11 protein-coding genes and 1 pseudogene are annotated in these 16563 nt (G+C 66.8%); 8 read left to right on the forward strand and 4 right to left on the reverse strand.

What is annotated here, in order from left to right; genetic code table 11:
* Positions 1 to 39: 39 nt before the first annotated feature.
* The 3 genes and pseudogenes from BME24068_RS21175 to BME24068_RS35090 all read left to right on the forward strand — a co-directional run.
* Positions 40 to 4968 (forward strand): RHS repeat-associated core domain-containing protein, encoded by a 4929-nt coding sequence (locus tag BME24068_RS21175; protein ID WP_239007939.1) that lies wholly within the window; start codon positions 40 to 42, stop codon positions 4966 to 4968.
* Positions 4965 to 5360, forward strand: a complete 396-nt coding sequence (locus BME24068_RS21180; protein WP_174927253.1) for a hypothetical protein — start codon at positions 4965 to 4967, stop codon at positions 5358 to 5360. The genes BME24068_RS21175 and BME24068_RS21180 overlap by 4 nt, the downstream gene beginning before the upstream one ends.
* 74 nt (positions 5361 to 5434) lie before the next feature.
* A pseudogene (locus BME24068_RS35090) lies at positions 5435 to 5605 on the forward strand (RHS repeat-associated core domain-containing protein); the annotation flags it as partial.
* 89 nt (positions 5606 to 5694) lie between these two features.
* Here the strand turns inward: BME24068_RS35090 and BME24068_RS21190 are convergent.
* Both BME24068_RS21190 and BME24068_RS21195 read right to left on the reverse strand, forming a co-directional pair.
* On the reverse strand, positions 5695 to 6429 hold the full coding sequence (locus tag BME24068_RS21190) for an HAD family hydrolase (protein ID WP_174927323.1): 735 nt from the start codon (positions 6427 to 6429) through the stop codon (positions 5695 to 5697).
* Between the two features lie 70 nt (positions 6430 to 6499).
* Positions 6500 to 7414, reverse strand: coding sequence for an NAD(P)/FAD-dependent oxidoreductase (locus tag BME24068_RS21195; RefSeq protein ID WP_174927254.1), 915 nt, complete (start codon positions 7412 to 7414; stop codon positions 6500 to 6502).
* 149 nt (positions 7415 to 7563) lie between these two features.
* Here BME24068_RS21195 and BME24068_RS21200 point away from each other — a divergent pair, with 149 nt between their 5' ends.
* From BME24068_RS21200 to BME24068_RS21215, 4 genes are all read left to right on the forward strand, one after another.
* Positions 7564 to 8004: an RrF2 family transcriptional regulator gene (locus BME24068_RS21200; protein WP_096500276.1), complete on the forward strand. Its 441-nt coding sequence runs from the start codon at positions 7564 to 7566 to the stop codon at positions 8002 to 8004.
* Positions 8005 to 8263: 259 nt separating this feature from the next.
* A complete protein-coding gene (locus BME24068_RS21205) occupies positions 8264 to 8866 on the forward strand; it encodes a DUF2760 domain-containing protein (protein WP_096500274.1) in 603 nt (200 codons plus the stop codon).
* Entirely contained in the window at positions 8863 to 10704 is a 1842-nt protein-coding gene (locus BME24068_RS21210) for an Hsp70 family protein (protein WP_096500272.1), read from the forward strand. Before BME24068_RS21205 ends, BME24068_RS21210 begins: the two co-directional genes overlap by 4 nt.
* 5 nt (positions 10705 to 10709) lie before the next feature.
* A complete protein-coding gene (locus tag BME24068_RS21215; protein ID WP_174927255.1) occupies positions 10710 to 13466 on the forward strand; it encodes an Hsp70 family protein in 2757 nt (918 codons plus the stop codon).
* A gap of 87 nt (positions 13467 to 13553) precedes the next feature.
* Here the strand turns inward: BME24068_RS21215 and ctlX are convergent, their stop codons facing one another.
* Both ctlX and BME24068_RS21225 read right to left on the reverse strand, forming a co-directional pair.
* A complete protein-coding gene (gene ctlX / locus BME24068_RS21220; RefSeq protein WP_174927256.1) occupies positions 13554 to 14561 on the reverse strand; it encodes a citrulline utilization hydrolase CtlX in 1008 nt (335 codons plus the stop codon).
* A 59-nt stretch (positions 14562 to 14620) separates the two neighbouring features.
* Positions 14621 to 15700 carry an ornithine cyclodeaminase gene (locus BME24068_RS21225; RefSeq protein WP_174927257.1) on the reverse strand — a complete coding sequence of 360 codons (1080 nt, stop codon included), beginning with the start codon at positions 15698 to 15700 and terminating at the stop codon, positions 14621 to 14623.
* Positions 15701 to 15995: 295 nt separating this feature from the next.
* Between BME24068_RS21225 and BME24068_RS21230 the strand changes: the two genes are divergently transcribed.
* Complete coding sequence (locus BME24068_RS21230) at positions 15996 to 16427, forward strand: Lrp/AsnC family transcriptional regulator (RefSeq protein WP_059237585.1); 432 nt, start codon at positions 15996 to 15998, stop codon at positions 16425 to 16427.
* Positions 16428 to 16563 lie beyond the last annotated feature (136 nt).

Here is a 16563-nt window from a genome sequence, read left to right on the forward strand (position 1 = left end):
GCGCCGTCTTCTTTTCCTGTTCAGAATCGATAACAACCCATGACTGGAACCGCAACGCCCACCACCCCTCAGCGCCCGATCCCGAAGGACCTCCGGCAAAACGCGGAAGCGCGGCGCGTCATCGTCAGTCCGTTTCCCGCGACTGAAACATCGCCGCGGTTGACCGCTGCCGGCGCCGAATCGGTCCGGGACCACAGCCGCGAGATATTCGTGCAGTGCCTGTACATGGTGCCGTTCGCCGGCAATGCGATGTCGCTGTATGACGTCGGCGTGGACATCTACCGAATCTGCAGCGAGCCGGGCGGCACGAAGAAAGTGATCAACTGGGGGATTCTCGCGATCGACGCGATCGGCGTCGTGCCGGCTGCAGGCAATGCGACGCGGCCGGCGCGCGCGGTCGTCAAGGAGGTGCTGCTCGCCTTCGCGAAGGGGGCGGGCGCCGCCGTGCTGGTCGATCTGTTCTGGGCGACGGCCGGCGGCGACGTGCTTGCGTTCATGGCGGAGCTCGATACCCATCTCCGGCAATGGAAGGGTGACATCGTCAAGAGCGTGCGCGAAGCGTCGCGCACGGTGCGGCGCTTCGTGCTGAACCCGGTGTCGACTGCCGAGCAGATGGGGCGAATTAGGAAGAACACGGGTTTCCTGTCATGGGTTCCGTCGACGGAGGAGATCGCGCTCGTCGGCATCGACCAGCTTCTCCGGCTATCCGGCCAGCGCGACGCGATCGTTGCGTGGCTGGACGAGTTCGACCGGCAAACGGAATCGATGCTGAGCGCCGCATTCGGCAGTGTGGAAGAGGCCGGCAGCCTGCTGTTCATGGCCGCGCAGATTGCCGTCGAAATCAAGACGAGGAAGGCGCGCCAGATTCCGTCGCATGTGGCCCAGGCCACGCCGGGCACGATGCGCGAACCTCATCGCAAGCCAGGCGAGCACCGTGATTCGACGCAGAAAGGCGCGATGCCGAGTCCGTTGCCGGCGAAGGACGGATGCGGATGCCCGCAGACCGCGAGCGCGAAGCCGGTCAACTATGCGATGGGTGACGAGAACCTCGAGCAGACCGACTTCGTGCTCGACGCAGTTGTGCCGATCGTGTGGAAGCGTCGCTACCGGTCGAGCCTTGCCGCATACGATGCGAGTCCGCTCGGGGCACGCTGGAGCAGTCCGTATCACCTGTCGCTCGAGGAACGGGATGGCGCACTGACGTTTTTCGATCCGGACGGGCGAGCGGTGCCGCTGCCGCCAGTGGCGACCGGCGAATCGGTCGACGTGCCGACTGAGCAGTTCACCGTGGGGCGTCCGGATGCACGACATGTACTGCTCGCGTATCCGGACGGGTCGCGCGAACGCTATGAGCGACACGGTACGGCGATGCGGGTCCGCTATCGCCTCGTCTCCCGTACGAACCGCGACGGCCTGGGTCTGGGCTTTACTTATAACGCCGCGAACGAACTCGTCACGATCGGTGACGATGCAGGAAACGCGATCCACATTGATTACGTCGACGGCCGGGTTTCCGCCATCTACCGCTCCGGCGTACCGGGTCTCGTCACCGAGGCGCTGGCGCGCTACGCGTACAGCGCCGAAGGCGATCTCATCGGCCACGTCGACATGCTCGGGTTCCGGCGTACCTATACGTACGAGCAGCATCTGCTCACGCGCTATACGGATTTCAACAGGCACGCCGCGAACCTCGCCTGGGACTGGCCGGGGCGTCGGGAAGGCATGCCGGCGCGGTCGGACGCAAAGTGCGTGCGCACGTGGTTCGGCAACGAAGGCCAGCCGCCGCAAGACGACACGCATTTCGCATATCACCGCGAGCACTGGTACACGGTGGTCACCGATGCAGACGGCCACGCGACGATCCATCGATACGACTCCGACAACCGGATCGTGCTGGTCGAACACGCCGACGGCTCGTCCGATGCATACGAATGGGACGAGCGGAATCGCCTGGTCGGCACCAAAAACGCGCTCGGCTACACACAACGCTTCGCGTACGACGCGCACGGCCGCCTGACGACCGAAACCGATGCGCTCGGCAATACGACCCGTACCGAGTACGACGAGAACGGGCGGCCGGTGCAGGTGACGGCACCGGACGGACGCATCACGCAAACCGCATACGACGCGCTTGGCCGCCCGGTTTCGGTGACCGATGCGTCTGGACGCACGACCCGCTATGCGTGGGGCGCGCAGAGCGAGTTGCTGTCGCTGACCGACCCGAAGGGCGGCGTGCAACGCTTCCGCTACGACCACGCGTTGCGGTTGACCGAGGCGACCGATTGCTCGGGCCACACGACGCGATACGGCTACGACGAGCGTGGCCACCTGTCGCGGATCGCCGACGCCGAAGGTCACATCACGCGCTACCGGTGCGATGCACGCGGACAGTTCGTCAGCGTCACGTATCCGGATGGCACCGAAGAACATTTCACGTGGGACGGCGAAGGCAACCTGCAGACCTACCGCGACGGCGCGGGGCAACTCACCGAATACACGTTCAATGCGCGTCGACAACCGACGTGGCGCAAGGATGCGGCGGGGCGCGAACTCGCGTATGGATACGACCGGCAATGGCGCCTGGACCGACTGACCAACGAGAACGGCGATCAGACGCGATTCGGCTACGACCCGTTGAGCCGGCTGATCGAGCAGAGGGATTTCGACGGCAGCACGACTTACTACCGATGGGACGATGCGGGGCAATTGATCGGTTCGCAGGCCGGCGATATCGAGACGATCTATACGCGCGATCCACTCGGCCGCCTCACACGGCGCGAGACGAAGGGGGCGGGCGGTCGTGGTCAGGTGATCGAGCATTTTTATTACGACGCCCGCGGTCGTTTGATGACCGCGCAGGGCTTCGGGAGTCGCGTGTACCTGCATTACGACGATGCAGACAATCTGATCGCCGAGGAGCAAACGGTGCGTCCGGATATCGACGGCGAATATACGTCGGTGACGCGCCATGAATACGATGCGCTCGGCAACCGGACGCGTACGCACCTGCCCAATACCCGGACGATCGACTGGTTGCGCTACGGCTCGGGTCATCTGCACGGCGTGCTGCTGGACGGCCAGCCGCTCGCGGATTTCGAGCGCGACAAGCTGCATCGCGAGATCGTGCGGCGGTATCGTGGCTTCGAACAGACACGGGAATACGATCCGGCCGGGCGACTGCAGCGCATGATCGTGCGTCGCGATGTGAACGCACGGCTTGCGGACTGGATCGCGGGACGCCGGTTTCAGTACGACGCGGCTGGCCAACTGATGCGCATCGAGGATCGCGCGCGCGGCGTGACCGACTACACGTATGACCCGACGGGGCGTTTGCTGAGGGCCACGACGCTCGATCTGACGGAAGTGTTTGCGTTCGATCCCGCGGGCAATCCGGTGGATCCCGACAAGATTCCGCCGCGTCCGACCGACGAACCGGTGGAGTCGGTGATGGGGCGGATGCAGCGCCAGATGGCGCAGGATCGCGCGTGGTGGGAAGCGCATCCGGGCGAACGGTTGCCGGAGGCGCAACTCGCGCGACGCATGGAGCTGGCGAGTGAGTGCGAGGTGTGGCGCAATTGGGAAAAGGCGCTGCCGAAGTGCGTGGGGAACGTGCTGAAGGAGTTGAACCGCACGCGCTATGAGCACGATGCGCACGGGAATCTGGTGCGGAAGAGGGAACCGGGGGGCGTGACCTGGCTGTACGAGTATGACGCCGCGCATCGACTCAGCCTGGCGAAGCGCTATGCGAAACCGCCGGCGGCGCACGAAGTCGACCGGATCGAGCGAACGAAAAGTGGCACAGCCTGGATTCCGGGCACGGTGAAGCCGGAATTGCACGTGCGCTTCTCGTATGACGCGTTCGGACGTCGGACGGTGAAGGAGGTCGCGAGAAAGGACCGCAGTATCGAACGGACCGTATTCACGTGGGATGGCGATGTGCTGCTGATGGAGGAGCGATTCCATATATTCCCGCTGCAGCCGGGCGAACACGAGCCGATGACGTCTCGGCCGCCGCAACTCGTGCGGGAGGAGCCGGACGATGCGTATTCGGTGCCGGTCGCACAGAGGGCGCATACGTTCAGGGAGCAGTGTCAATGGCAGGGTGCGTCGCTGTATCTGCACGAACCGGGGACGTTCGTGCCGCTCGCGCGGCTGGACGAGATGCTGGTGGAGGCGCCGTTCGTCACGACGGACGCGAACGGGCGGTTTGTGCAGGTGCCGGCGAAGACGCGGCATGCGACGCTGTTCTATCAGAACGATCATCTGGGGACACCGCAGGAACTGCTGGATGAATCGGGGAAGGTGGTGTGGCTGGGGCGGTATCGGGCGTGGGGTGGGGAGACGACGACGGTCTGGCGGGAGACGCCGGAGCGGTATGACACGGGTAATGCGATCCGGTTTCAGGGGCAGTATCGGGATGAGGAGACGGGGCTGCATTACAACCGGTATCGGTACTATGATCCGGATAGTGGGCGGTTTATTAGTAAGGATCCGATTGGGTTGCAAGGCGGGCTGAATACTTATCAATATGCACCGAACGGTACCGAGTGGATTGATCCTTTAGGTTTGGCCGGGAATCGTGCGAACCGTCGTGCAGGCAATATTCTGCAAGATATCGACGCGAAAGGAGGCGGGCATGCGTATTCTCGTCATGGAGCTGGGACAACACTTGCTCAGCAAGAGCATCGTGCTGTGACGGGAATCTCGCCTGACTGTCCGTGCCTTAAGCGTCCACGTCCGACCGATTCGACGCGGTTTGTGAGTAATGTTGATCAATTGGACGCCATTCAGCGCGGCACAGCAAAGATGAACGCGAGTGGGGAAAGCTCAATAACGTTTGATATGGGCAGAACCGTAGGGGAAGGTTATCGAAAGGGCGGCGGTCCAGTATTGAGCGCGTCAGATGTTACTATTGTTCGTCGGGATGGAAGTATCGTCACGGCATTTCCGAAATTGCCTTCGTTATGAAAAAAATCATCAATTTTAGCTATATCGGGCCATTATATTATTATCTGTATTCAATGACGGATGATGAATTGGATGATTTTTATATTAATGATGAAGATGACGTGCGTCGGCTTTTTGGGGAGATGAGAGTAAGATTCGAGAGATTTGGGCCGGTTTCAAAAGCCATGGTTTCTGATGTTCTGGAATATGTGCTCGTATCGAATTCATGGGAGGCTAATTGGAGGGCGTTGTTGCCGCAAGATATTCCATTGGATGAAATTGAGGATAAGCGGCAGTTTGTACATGATCTTTTTGTTGCGCTGTTTGGTAGAGAACCGAATTCGGGTTTTGACTTGGAGGGTGTTGAGGTAAGTAACACTGTTGGGCCAGATGGTATCGATACGAAAATATAGTGCCAGATGACTGTCCCCCTCCATCACTCTTAGCCGAATTGTGAGCGCGACGCAGGTCATACGTTCCGGTTTTGGGAGCGTATCGGGATGAGGAAACGGGGCTGCATCACAGCCGGTATCGGTATTGCGATCCGGATAGTGGGCGGTTTATTAGTAAGGATCCGATTGGGCTGGAAGGCGGCATCAACGTTTGGCAGTACGCGCCGAATCCGATCGAGTGGATTGACCTGCTCGGCTTGGCACGCACGTCAAGCGGCGGAGCGGGAAGAAAACCCACATCGAACAAGCCAAATCAGAACTCCAAATGTCCTTGCAGGAAAGCGTGGGAGGTTACTCAGCTACACCCCCCCCCTCCCGCGACAGGCCCACCCAGCACCCGACACAGCGCCGACAAATCACGAATCGTCAGATGCCGAGACGGGGCGCGATGCGCGGCGTGTTCCGCTTCCGGACGTTCATCGCGCACGACCCAGGCCGCCTGCAACCCCGCATTCAACGCACCGACGATATCGAGGTGAAAGTCGTCGCCGACGTGCAGCAGTTCCGTCGCATGCACACCGAGCGCCGCGGCGGCCGCATGAAAGATTTCCGGCTCCGGCTTCGCGAACCCGAACGCCCGCGCGCTGAGCGTCTCGCGAAAGAACTCGCCGCCGCCGGTCAGCCGCAAATCGGCATTGCCGTTGGTCACCGCGATCAACGGAAACCGTGCGCTCAACCACGCGAGCGCCGGCAACGCATCGTCGAAGAACTCGACCTGGTTCCGCGCGGAATAGAACACGTCGTATGCGCGGTCGGTCAGCGTGACGTCTTCGTTCGCGCGTTCCAGCGCAAGCCGGATCGATCCGATTCGCAGCGCGCGATAGTCGCTGACGAGATCCGGCCGCAGGCGCTCGTATTCGTCGCGCAACGTGCTCAACGCGTGTGATGTCGGCAGCACGCTCGCGGTGTTGGGCGCATGTTCGGTCAGCCACGCATGCAGCGACGCTTCGGCCCGTTGGACGGAAGGTCCGAACGGCCACAGCGTGTCATCGAGATCGAACGAGATGGCGGAAATGTTGGTGAGGCCCATGGCGATGGAAGATACCACGCCACTGCCGCTCACCACGGCCACGGGATCGGACGCCCCGTCAAACCTCACATCACGCGCCCAGCCCGAAAATCAACGACCGATGCGCGCCGACTCCTGCCGCGACCCCCGACGCCGATGCGAATGTCGCATTCGTCATCAGGCTCGACGCGTCGCCGGCCGCGAACACGCCGGGCACGCTCGTCTGCTTCCACGTATCGACGCGAATCGCCTGCCCGAGCGGCCCTTCGTCGAACGCGCAGCCGAGCTGTCGCGCGAGATCGCTCGCCATCTCCGTTCGCGCACCGATGAACAACGCATCGACCGGAACGACTTGCCCGTCCGCGAGCCGCAACGCGTCGATCCGCGGCGCATCGCCGAGGATGTCGACGACGGGCGATCGTTCGATGCGCACGCCGCGCGCGCCGAGCAACGCGGTTTCCGCTTCGTTCGCTTCGACGACGCCCTGCGTGAACCACGTCGTCGGCCCCCAGTCCGGAATCAGGATCGCCTGATGCACGGACAGCGGATGCGTCGCCAGCACGCCGAGCCGACGGCCCGCCACCTCGTAGCCGTGGCAATACGGACAGTGCAGCACGCTGACGCCCCAGCGTTCCGCAAGCCCCGGCAACGCGGGCAGTTCGTCGCGGATGCCGGTGGCGAGGATCAGCCGGTCGGCGCTCGCGCGGCTGCCGTCCGAAAGCGTTACGCGAAAGCCGCCGCTCGCGTCGCGCTCGGCGGTGCGCGCTTCGCCCGCGATCCGCTGCACGGTCGGATAGGCCGCCAGTTGCGCGGCGGCTTGCGCGACGATCTCCGCAGGCGGCTTGCCGTCCTGCCCGAAAAAACCGTGCGCCTGTTCGGCGAAGCGATTGCGCGGCCGGCCCGCGTCGATCACGAGCACGCGGCGTCGCGCCCGCGCGAGCTGCATCGCGGCCGACAGCCCGGCAAAGCTGCCGCCGACCACGATCACGTCATGATGCATCTGCATGTGTCCACTCCTTTCCTGATTCCTGAATTGATACGAACGAAAGACGTGCTTCGATGGCGGCCAACTCATGAAACACGAGAAGTTGCATGATAGGTCGGTGATATCATTCATGCAACTTCAGAAGTTTCGAGAGTGGGAGCCGCCCGTCCGTGAGAACCGATAGCCGTTTGTCGCGCATGCTGCATGCGCTGATCCACATGGACCAGGCCGATGGCCCGCTGACGTCGGAGGCGATCGCGACGATGCTGTGCACGAACCCGGTCGTCGTGCGACGCCTGCTCGGCGGGCTGCGCGACTGCGGCTACGTGCAGTCGGAGAAAGGCCACGGCGGCGGCTGGGCGCTCAGCGTCGCGCTCGACGACATCACGCTGCTCGACGTCTATCGCGCGGTGGGCGAGCCGCCGGTGTTCTCCGATCTGGTGACCGAGGACACGCCCGAATGCCTGGTCGAACAGGCGGTCAACGCGCATCTGTCGGCGGCGCTGAAGGAGGCCGAGACGGCGCTGCTCGCGCGTTTCGGCGAAGTCACGCTCGGCATGCTGTCGCGCGAATTCGAAGCGAAGGCGGCGCGCCGCCGCAAGCCGCGCTGATGCGCCGCAACATCGCCTTCGGCCCGCGATAACGTGTAGTCCGACGCAATCCGGCGCGGCGCGAAATGCGTGCGCCGCCGCGATCTGTCCCCCAACTTCTGCCCGGTTCGCCCGCCACAGGGCAAAATACGGGTTTTCCGCACCCGCGAGGGTGCGTCCGAATCACGCGCCGGGCGGCGGCAGTGCGCAATCGCACGCCGCCGCCCGGCGCCCAGGCAAGATGCTCGCCGTGTCGCGAGCCCACAGGAGTCCAGACCCCATGCCCGAATCGAACCTGTCCTTCTTCGGCCGGCTATCGCTGGCCGTCGGCACATTCTTCTCCGTGATCGGCAACCGCGAATTCGCGGCCGGCGTGCTGCGCGTGCGCGACGGCGCCCCGGCACCGGTTGCACCCGCACCGGCTCCGGCCCCGGTTGCGCCGGCTGCTGCACCTGCCCCGGCGCCTGCGCCCGTGAAGGCGCCGGCCCCCGAGCTGCGCGAAGCGAGCCCGCAAGCGGCCCTGCAACTGCTCGGCCTGCTGCAGCGCGACGCCCGCTTCATCGATTTCGTCGAGGAAGACATCGCCGGCTACGGCGACGCCGACATCGGCGCCGCCGCACGCCTCGTGCACGACGGCTGCCGCGCCGCGCTGCGCGAACACTTCACGATCGTGCCGGTGCGCGACGAAGCCGAAGGCAGCCGCGTGACGCTGCCGGCCGGCTTCGACGCGACGGCCGTGCGCGTGACGGGCAACGTGGTCGGCTCGGCACCTTTCACGGGCACGGTCAGCCATCGCGGCTGGCGGGTGGCCGACGTGCGCCTGCCGAAGCTGACGGGCAGCCACGACGCATCGGTCATCGCACCGGCGGAGGTGGAACTGTGAGCGATCCGCGCTATTCGATCGGTATCGACCTCGGGACGACTCACTGCGCGCTGTCGTACGTCGACAGCGCCGCGAGCGACGGCGAAAAGATCACGCAGCAGGTGCTGCCGATCGCGCAGCTGACCGCGCCGGGCGCGCTGGAGTCGCGCGACCTGCTGCCGTCGTTCCTCTATCTTCCGCATGAAAGCGAGCTGACGCAGGGCGACCTGACGCTGCCGTGGACGGCCTCGCGCGGCTTCGCGGTCGGCGAGATGGCGCGCACCCGCGGCGCGGGCACGCCGATCCGTCTCGTGTCGAGCGCGAAGAGCTGGCTGTGCCACCCGGGCGTCGACCGCCGCGCGGCGATCCTGCCGAGCGATGCGCCGCCCGAAGTGTCGCGCGTGTCGCCGCTGGAAAGCTCGATCCGCTACCTGACGCACCTGCGCGAAGCGTGGGACCACACGCATCCCGATGCGCCGTTCGCGGATCAGGACGTGACGGTCACGATCCCCGCGTCGTTCGACCCGGCCGCGCGCGAACTGACGGCGGAAGCCGCCCGCGCCGCTGGCTACTCGCGGATGACGCTGCTCGAGGAGCCGCAAGCGGCGCTCTACAGCTGGATCCAGAAGAGCGAAGGCGGCTGGCGCAAGCAGGTGCAGGTCGGCGACCTGATCCTGTGCGTCGACGTCGGCGGCGGCACCACCGACCTGTCGCTGATCGCGGTGGTCGAGCGCGACGGCAATCTCGAACTGCATCGCGTGGCGGTCGGCGAGCACATTCTGCTCGGCGGCGACAACATGGACCTCGCGCTCGCGCACGTGGTCGCGCGCAAGCTCGCGCAGCAGGGCACGCAGGCCGATCCGTGGCAACTGCGCGCACTGACCTACGCGTGCCGCGCCGCGAAGGAAACGCTGCTGTCCGATCCGGCCACCGACGCGGTGCCGCTCGTTGTGCCGAGCCGCGGCTCGAAGCTGATCGGCGGCTCGATCCGCACGGAGCTCACGCGCGCGGAACTCACGCAGACGATCCTCGAAGGCTTCTTCCCGCAAGTCGACGCGGCGGCGCGCCCGGTGAGCCGCGCGCGTGTCGGCCTCACGCAGCTCGGCCTGCCGTATGCGCAGGACGCGGGCATCACGCGCCATCTCGCGGCGTTCCTCGGCCGTCAGGTCGCGGCGCTCGACGCGCTCGAAGGCGTGCAGCGCACGCTGCCGCAAGGCGCGACGTTCCTGCATCCGACCGCGGTGCTGTTCAACGGTGGCGTGTTCAAGTCGACGCTGCTCACGCAGCGCGTGCTCGATACGCTCAACAGCTGGCTCGCCGCCGAAGGCGCGCCGCCCGCGCGTCTGCTCGAAGGCGCGGATCTCGATCTCGCGGTCGCGCGCGGCGCGGCGTACTACGGCTTCGTGAAGCGCGGCCGTGGCGTGCGCATTCGCGGCGGCACGGCGCGTGCGTACTACGTCGCGATCGAGTCGGCGATGCCGGCGGTGCCGGGGCTCGAACCGCCGGTGCAGGCGCTGTGCGTCGCGCCGTTCGGGATGGAGGAAGGCTCGGACGCGGCGCTGCCGCCGCAGGAGTTCGGCCTCGTCGTCGGCGAACCGGTGCAGTTCCGTTTCTTCGGTTCGTCGGTGCGACGCCAGGACCAGGTCGGCACGCTGCTCGACTACTGGTCGCCGGAAGAGCTGCAGGAACTCGAGGAAATCCAGGCGACGCTGCCCGCCGAAGGGCGCACGGTCGGCGAGATCGTGCCGGTGAAGCTGCATGCGCGCGTGACCGAAGCCGGCACGCTCGAACTCGAGGCGATCCCGAGCGGCACGGACGAGCGCTGGAAGGTCGAGTTCGACGTGCGCGGCGCCGCCTGAGCGCGATGAAGCGCTATACGGTCGGCATCGACCTCGGCACGAGCAACACGGTCGTCGCGTACGTCGAGGCCGGTTCCGACGCGATCCGCGTATTCGACGTCGAGCAGCTGGTCGGCCCCGGCGCGGTGGCGGCGCAGCCGCTGCTGCCGTCGGTGCGCTATCACCCGGCGGCGGGCGAACTGCCGCCGGACGCGCTGCGCCTGCCGTGGGCGGCCGATCCGAAGGCCGGCACGAAGGCGGGCGCCGCCGAGGCACCGCCGGCCGTGATCGGCCGCTATGCGCGCACGCTCGGCGCGCAGGTGCCGGGCCGGCTCGTGACCAGCGCGAAGAGCTGGTTGTCGCACGCATCGGTCGACCGGCTCGCGGCGATCCTGCCGTGGGGCGCGGCCGACGGCGTCGACAAGGTGTCGCCGGTCGATGCGAGCGCGAGCTATCTCGCGCACGTGCGTGCCGCCTGGGACGCACGCTTTCCCGATGCGCCGCTCGCGAAGCAGGACGTGATCCTCACGGTGCCTGCGTCGTTCGACGACGGCGCGCGCGCATTGACGGTCGAGGCCGCCCGGCGCGCGAAACTGCCGGCGCTGCGGCTGCTGGAAGAGCCGCAGGCCGCGTTCTACGACTGGTTGTACGGCCAGCGCGCGACGTTGCGCGACACGTTCGCCGCGGCGCGGCGCGTGCTGATCTGCGACGTCGGCGGCGGCACGACCGACCTCACGCTCGTCGACGTCGCGCCGGGCGACGACGGCGAGCCTACCTTCACGCGCGTCGGCGTCGGCAATCACCTGATGCTCGGCGGCGACAACATGGATCTCGCGCTCGCGCGCCTGGTCGAGACGCGGCTGACCGAGCCCGGCACGCGGCTGTCGGCCGCGAGCCTGTCGCAGCTCGTCGAGCGCTGCCGCGCGGCGAAGGAGCGGCTGCTCGGCGACGATGCGCCCGCGTCCGTCACCGTGACGTTGCTCGGCGCGGGCAGCAAGCTCGTCGGCGGTGCGCGCTCGGCGGAGCTCACGCGGCAGGAAGTCGAGCAGATCGTCGTCGACGGGTTCTTTCCGCAGGTCGCGGCCGGCGAGCTGCCGCGCCGCGCGCGGGCCGCGATCGTCGAATTCGGGTTGCCGTATGCGAGCGACCCGGCCGTCACGCGGCACGTCGCCGCGTTCCTGAACCGTCATGCGGAAGGCCCGCTGCCCGACACGCTGCTGCTCAACGGCGGCGTGTTCCGCGCGGGCGCGCTCGCCGGCCGTCTCGCGCAGACGCTCGGTGCGTGGCGCGGCGCGCCGCTCGACGTGCTGCACAACGCGCATCCGGACGTCGCGGTCGCGCGCGGCGCGGTGGCCTACGGGCTCGCGCGGGCAGGGCATGCGCCGCGCATCGGCGGCGGCTCGGCGCGCAGCTATTTCCTGGTGCTGGACGATGGCGCCGGCGACGCGGCGGCGCGCGGCGTCTGTCTGTTGCCGCGCGGTTCGGAAGAAGGCCGCGAGATCCGGCTCGAGGATCGCACGTTCGCGCTGCAGCTCGCGCAGCCGGTGCGTTTCCACCTCGTGTCGACGGTGGCCGACACCGTGTACCAGCCCGGCGATCTCGTCGACCTGGACGGCGGCGATTTCGTGCGGCTGCCGCCGATCGCGACGGTCGTCGACCGCAAGGCCGGCAGCGATGCGCGCGAAACGCCGGTGAAACTCACCGCGTCGCTGACCGAGGTCGGCACGCTCGAAATGCACTGCATCGCGACCGACGATGCGTCGCGCCGCTGGCGGCTCGAATTCCAGCTGCGCGGCGATGCGCCCGCGCAGGGCGACGACGCCGCGCTCGCGCGCCATCCGCGTCTGGACCAGGCGCTCGAGTTGATCGACCGTTCGTTCGGCGGCAAGGCGGCGGACGTCACGCCGAAGGATACGCGACGGTTGCGCGCGCAACTGGAGCAGGTGCTCGGCCCGCGCGACGAGTGGGACGTCGCGCTCGCGCGCGAACTGTTCGACGCATTGCTCGCGCGTGCGCGCCGGCGCCGGCGTTCGGCCGATCACGAACGCGCGTGGCTGAATCTTGCCGGCTATTGCCTGCGTCCGGGCTTCGGTCATCCGCTCGACGCATGGCGCATCGAGCAGCTCTGGCCGCTGTTCGACGACGGGATCCAGTACGTGAACGACGCGCAGGTGTGGTCCGAGTGGTGGACGCTGTGGCGTCGCGCGGCCGGCGGCCTCGACGACGATGCGCAGACGCAGGTGCGCGACGCGATCGCGTTCCTCGAACCGTCCGACGACAAGCGCCGCAAGCTGCCGTTCGATCCGGCCAAGGTCGGCCCTGCCGACATGACGCGCTTGTCGGCGTCGCTCGAGCGGCTGCCGGTCGCGCGCAAGGTGGAATTGGCCGAGCGTTTGATCGGGCAATTGCAGAAGCCGGCCGAGCGCACGCTGTGCGCGTGGGCGCTCGGGCGGATCGGCGCGCGCCGGCCGTTCTACGGCAGCGCGCACAGTGTCGTGCCGGCCGACGTGGCGAACCGCTGGCTCGACGCGCTGTTCGCGCTCGACTGGAAACAGGTCGAACCCGCGGCGTTCGCGGCGGCGCAAATCGCGCGCATGACCGGCGACCGCGAACGCGACTTGCCGGACGATACGCGCGAAGCGGTGATCAAGCGTTTGTCGGCGGCCAACGCATCGGCGGCGTGGATCGACATGGTGCGCGAAGCGATCGCGTTCGATGAAGCCGACACGGCACGCGTGTTCGGCGAAACGCTGCCGGCCGGGCTGAAACTATTGGCGGGTTGAATGAAGAACGGATGCATCGATCCGGTTCGGCGATCGATGCATCCGGTTGTGCCGGACTGTGCGCTGCAATGGCGAACAGGTGTTCTCTCAGGCGACGGCGACCGTTACCGCTTCGCGTTGCGGTTCCACCGATTCGCTTTCCTGCACGTCATGCATCGACGCGCGCCGCGCGAGATGAATCCCCGCGAGCATGCAGCGCACCGAGCCGCCGGCCAGTTCGATCGTCGGCACGTCGAGCGGCAGCAGCCGCGCCGAGCGCTCGATCGTCGCGCGCTGTTCGCCGCTCAGGCAGTCGAAGGCGCGCCGCGACAGCGCGAGCACGCGCCCGTCCTTGCCCGACAGTTCCAGCGTATTGCCCGCGAAATGCGCGATCTGCGCGTAGTCGAGCGCGATCACCGTGCGGCCGGTTTCGGTCAGGCGTTGCGCGATTTCGTCGCGGCGCCGGCGGTCGGCGATCAGGTCGAGGCCCACCATCGCGAACTCGGTCGCGACGCTCATCATCACGTTCGTGTGATAGATCGGCCGCCCGTTCGCATCGGCCGTGTCGAAGCAGATCGGCTCGAAGTTGAAGTGCGTGCAGAAGCGTTCGAGCGCGACCGGATCGGCGCGGCGCGAGCGCGCGGTATAGGCGATCCGCGCGACGTGATCGAGCACCATCGCGCCGGTGCCTTCCAGGAATACGTCGTCGTATTCGAGCCCCGAGTAGTCGATCACGTCCTGCACACGGTACTCGGCTTTCAGCATTTCGACGATGTCGGCGCGCCGCTCGCGGCGGCGGTTCGGGCTATACATCGGATACAGCGCGACGTGTCCGCCCGGATGCGTCGAGAACCAGTTGTTCGGGAACACGGAGTCGGGCGTGTCGCGCTCGCCGTGGTCGTCGAATACGTGCACGCGCACGCCGGCTTCCGCGAGCGCCTGGGCGGCGGCCGTGACTTCGTCGCGCGCGGCGGCGGACACCGACGCCGTGTCGCGCGCGCCGCCGGCGGCCGTGCGCTGGAACGCGTTGTCGGCCGCGGTCTGCGGGTTCGGCAGGAAGCGATGCGGCCGGATCATCACGACGGCGGCCGGCGCCTGGATCGATACGAGATTCATGAACGGTAGTGGCGGGAGACGAGGAACCGGGCGGCGCGCACGCCGCCCGGCAATGACGGTCAGCGCGCGAAGGCGGTGACGGCGTCGACGACGAACGTCGCGTGAGCCTGGGCGATCGCGGCCGGATCGTCGATCAGCGCGAACAGGTTCTTCGGATCGACGGCCGGCGGGATCAGCGCGATCTCGATGCCGGCGTTGTGCTGCTGCGCGAGCGCGTACAGGTAGCGCAGCGCCGAATAGTCTTCGAGCGCGAAGCCGACCGAGTCGAACACTGTGACTTCGTCCGCGCGTTCGCGGCCGGTCGTCTCGCCTTGCAGCACGCGCCACAGTTCGGTAACGGGGAAGTCGGCCGGCATCTGCTGGATCTCGCCTTCGATGCGCGACTGCGGCTCGAATTCGACGAACACGCGGCCCGCATGCAGCACGCCCGCGTCGAGCTCGGTCTTGCCGGGGCAATCGCCGCCGACCGCGTTCAGGTGCATGCCGGGTTCGATCATGTCGGCCGTGACGATCGTCGCGTAGGCCTTGTCGGCGGTGACGGTCGTGACGATGTCGGCGCCGCGCACGGCATCGGCGGTCGACGCGGCGCGCACGACGCGCAGCGCCGGATACGCGGCGAGGTTCTTCACGAGCTTGTCGGTGGCGAGCGGATCGACGTCGAACACGCGGATCTCTTCGATGCCGAGCAGCGTATGGAAGGCGATCGCCTGGAATTCGCTTTGCGCGCCGTTGCCGATCAGCGCCATCGTGCGCGAGTCGGGGCGGGCGAGGGCCTGCGCGGCGAGCACCGACGTGGCGGCGGTGCGCAGCGCGGTGGTCAGCGTGAGCTCGGCGAGCAGCAGCGGGTAGCCGGTATCGACTTCGGCGAGCGCGCCGAACGCCATCACCGTGTGCATGCCGCGCGCGGCGTTCACGGGGTGGCCGTTCACGTACTTGAACGCGAACAGCGCGTCGTTCGCGACGGGCATGAGTTCGATCACGCCGTTGCGCGAGTGGCAGGCCACGCGCGGCGACTTGTCGAAGTCGGCCCAGTGCAGGTAATCGGCGCGCAGCGTGTCGACGAGCGCGTGCAGGAACGGCGTGACGCCGGTTTGGGCGATCAGTCGGGCGGTGGCGGGAACGTCGAGGAAGCGGGTCATCGGTCTGTCTCCATTTTTTTGCCGGTACGGATGTCCGGCGTTCTGGTCGACCGGGGCGGGCGCTGCGGCCCGGGCCCCGGCTCCATGAAAAGCGGCGTCGCGGCGGATTCGGCCGGTCGATGGAGTCATTATTTCCGGGAGTCGAGCCAACAAAAAGACGGCAAAAGTGGCAGATTTATCGATAGACTTGGCAAATTGCTTGCCGTATCCGGCAGTTTGTTCAATCCCTGCTGGTCGGAATGCGCAATGTCCGGCACGCTTGCGGCCGGTTCACGTTCAACAGGAAGGTTCCTTCATGATTACGCTCGACGACGTCGACCGGCAGCTCATCGCGCTGCTGCGCGATAACGCGCGGCTGCCGGTCGTCGCGCTCGCGAAGGCGCTGCGCGTGGCGCGCGCGACCGTGCAGAACCGGCTGACGCGGCTGGAGAAGAACGGCGTGATCGTCGGCTATACGGTGCGGCTCAAGCCGGCAGCGGAGCGGCACCGGATCCGCGCGCTGATGTCGATCGCGGTGCAGGGCAATCGCGGTGCGGAAGTGGTGAAGGTGCTGCGCGGGCATCCGAACGTCGCGTCGATCCACAGCACGAACGGGCGCTGGGATCTGGTTGCCGAACTGCACGCCGATTCGCTCGAGCATTTCGATCGCGTGCTGGGCGCGATCCGGCTGATCGACGGGATCGCGAATACGGAGACGAGTATCTTGTTGTCGACGCACAAGGCGTGACGCGGCGGCCGCGGCCCGGCGTTTCCGGCGATGCCGGCCGGCGGCGCCCGCGGGCGCATGGCCGGGCCGATCGTATCGGGCCGCGTCGGACGCCGCGTTCGGCCGTGGCCGCGAGCCGGTTGCGGCCGCGCTTCGA

It is taken from the genome of Burkholderia anthina (assembly GCF_902498995.1).
GTDB classification, from domain to species: Bacteria; Pseudomonadota; Gammaproteobacteria; order Burkholderiales; family Burkholderiaceae; genus Burkholderia; species Burkholderia anthina.

What these genes read in the sequence shown, in the direction of transcription:
- BME24068_RS21175 (WP_239007939.1), top strand. Translation starts at nt 40, where the DNA reads ATGACTGGAACCGCAACGCCCACCACCCCTCAGCGCCCGATCCCGAAG.
- BME24068_RS21180 (WP_174927253.1), top strand. Translation starts at nt 4,965, where the DNA reads ATGAAAAAAATCATCAATTTTAGCTATATCGGGCCATTATATTATTAT.
- BME24068_RS21190 (WP_174927323.1), bottom strand. Translation starts at nt 6,429, where the DNA reads ATGGGCCTCACCAACATTTCCGCCATCTCGTTCGATCTCGATGACACG.
- BME24068_RS21195 (WP_174927254.1), bottom strand. Translation starts at nt 7,414, where the DNA reads ATGCAGATGCATCATGACGTGATCGTGGTCGGCGGCAGCTTTGCCGGG.
- BME24068_RS21205 (WP_096500274.1), top strand. Translation starts at nt 8,264, where the DNA reads ATGCCCGAATCGAACCTGTCCTTCTTCGGCCGGCTATCGCTGGCCGTC.
- BME24068_RS21215 (WP_174927255.1), top strand. Translation starts at nt 10,710, where the DNA reads ATGAAGCGCTATACGGTCGGCATCGACCTCGGCACGAGCAACACGGTC.
- ctlX (WP_174927256.1), bottom strand. Translation starts at nt 14,561, where the DNA reads ATGAATCTCGTATCGATCCAGGCGCCGGCCGCCGTCGTGATGATCCGG.
- BME24068_RS21225 (WP_174927257.1), bottom strand. Translation starts at nt 15,700, where the DNA reads ATGACCCGCTTCCTCGACGTTCCCGCCACCGCCCGACTGATCGCCCAA.
- BME24068_RS21230 (WP_059237585.1), top strand. Translation starts at nt 15,996, where the DNA reads ATGATTACGCTCGACGACGTCGACCGGCAGCTCATCGCGCTGCTGCGC.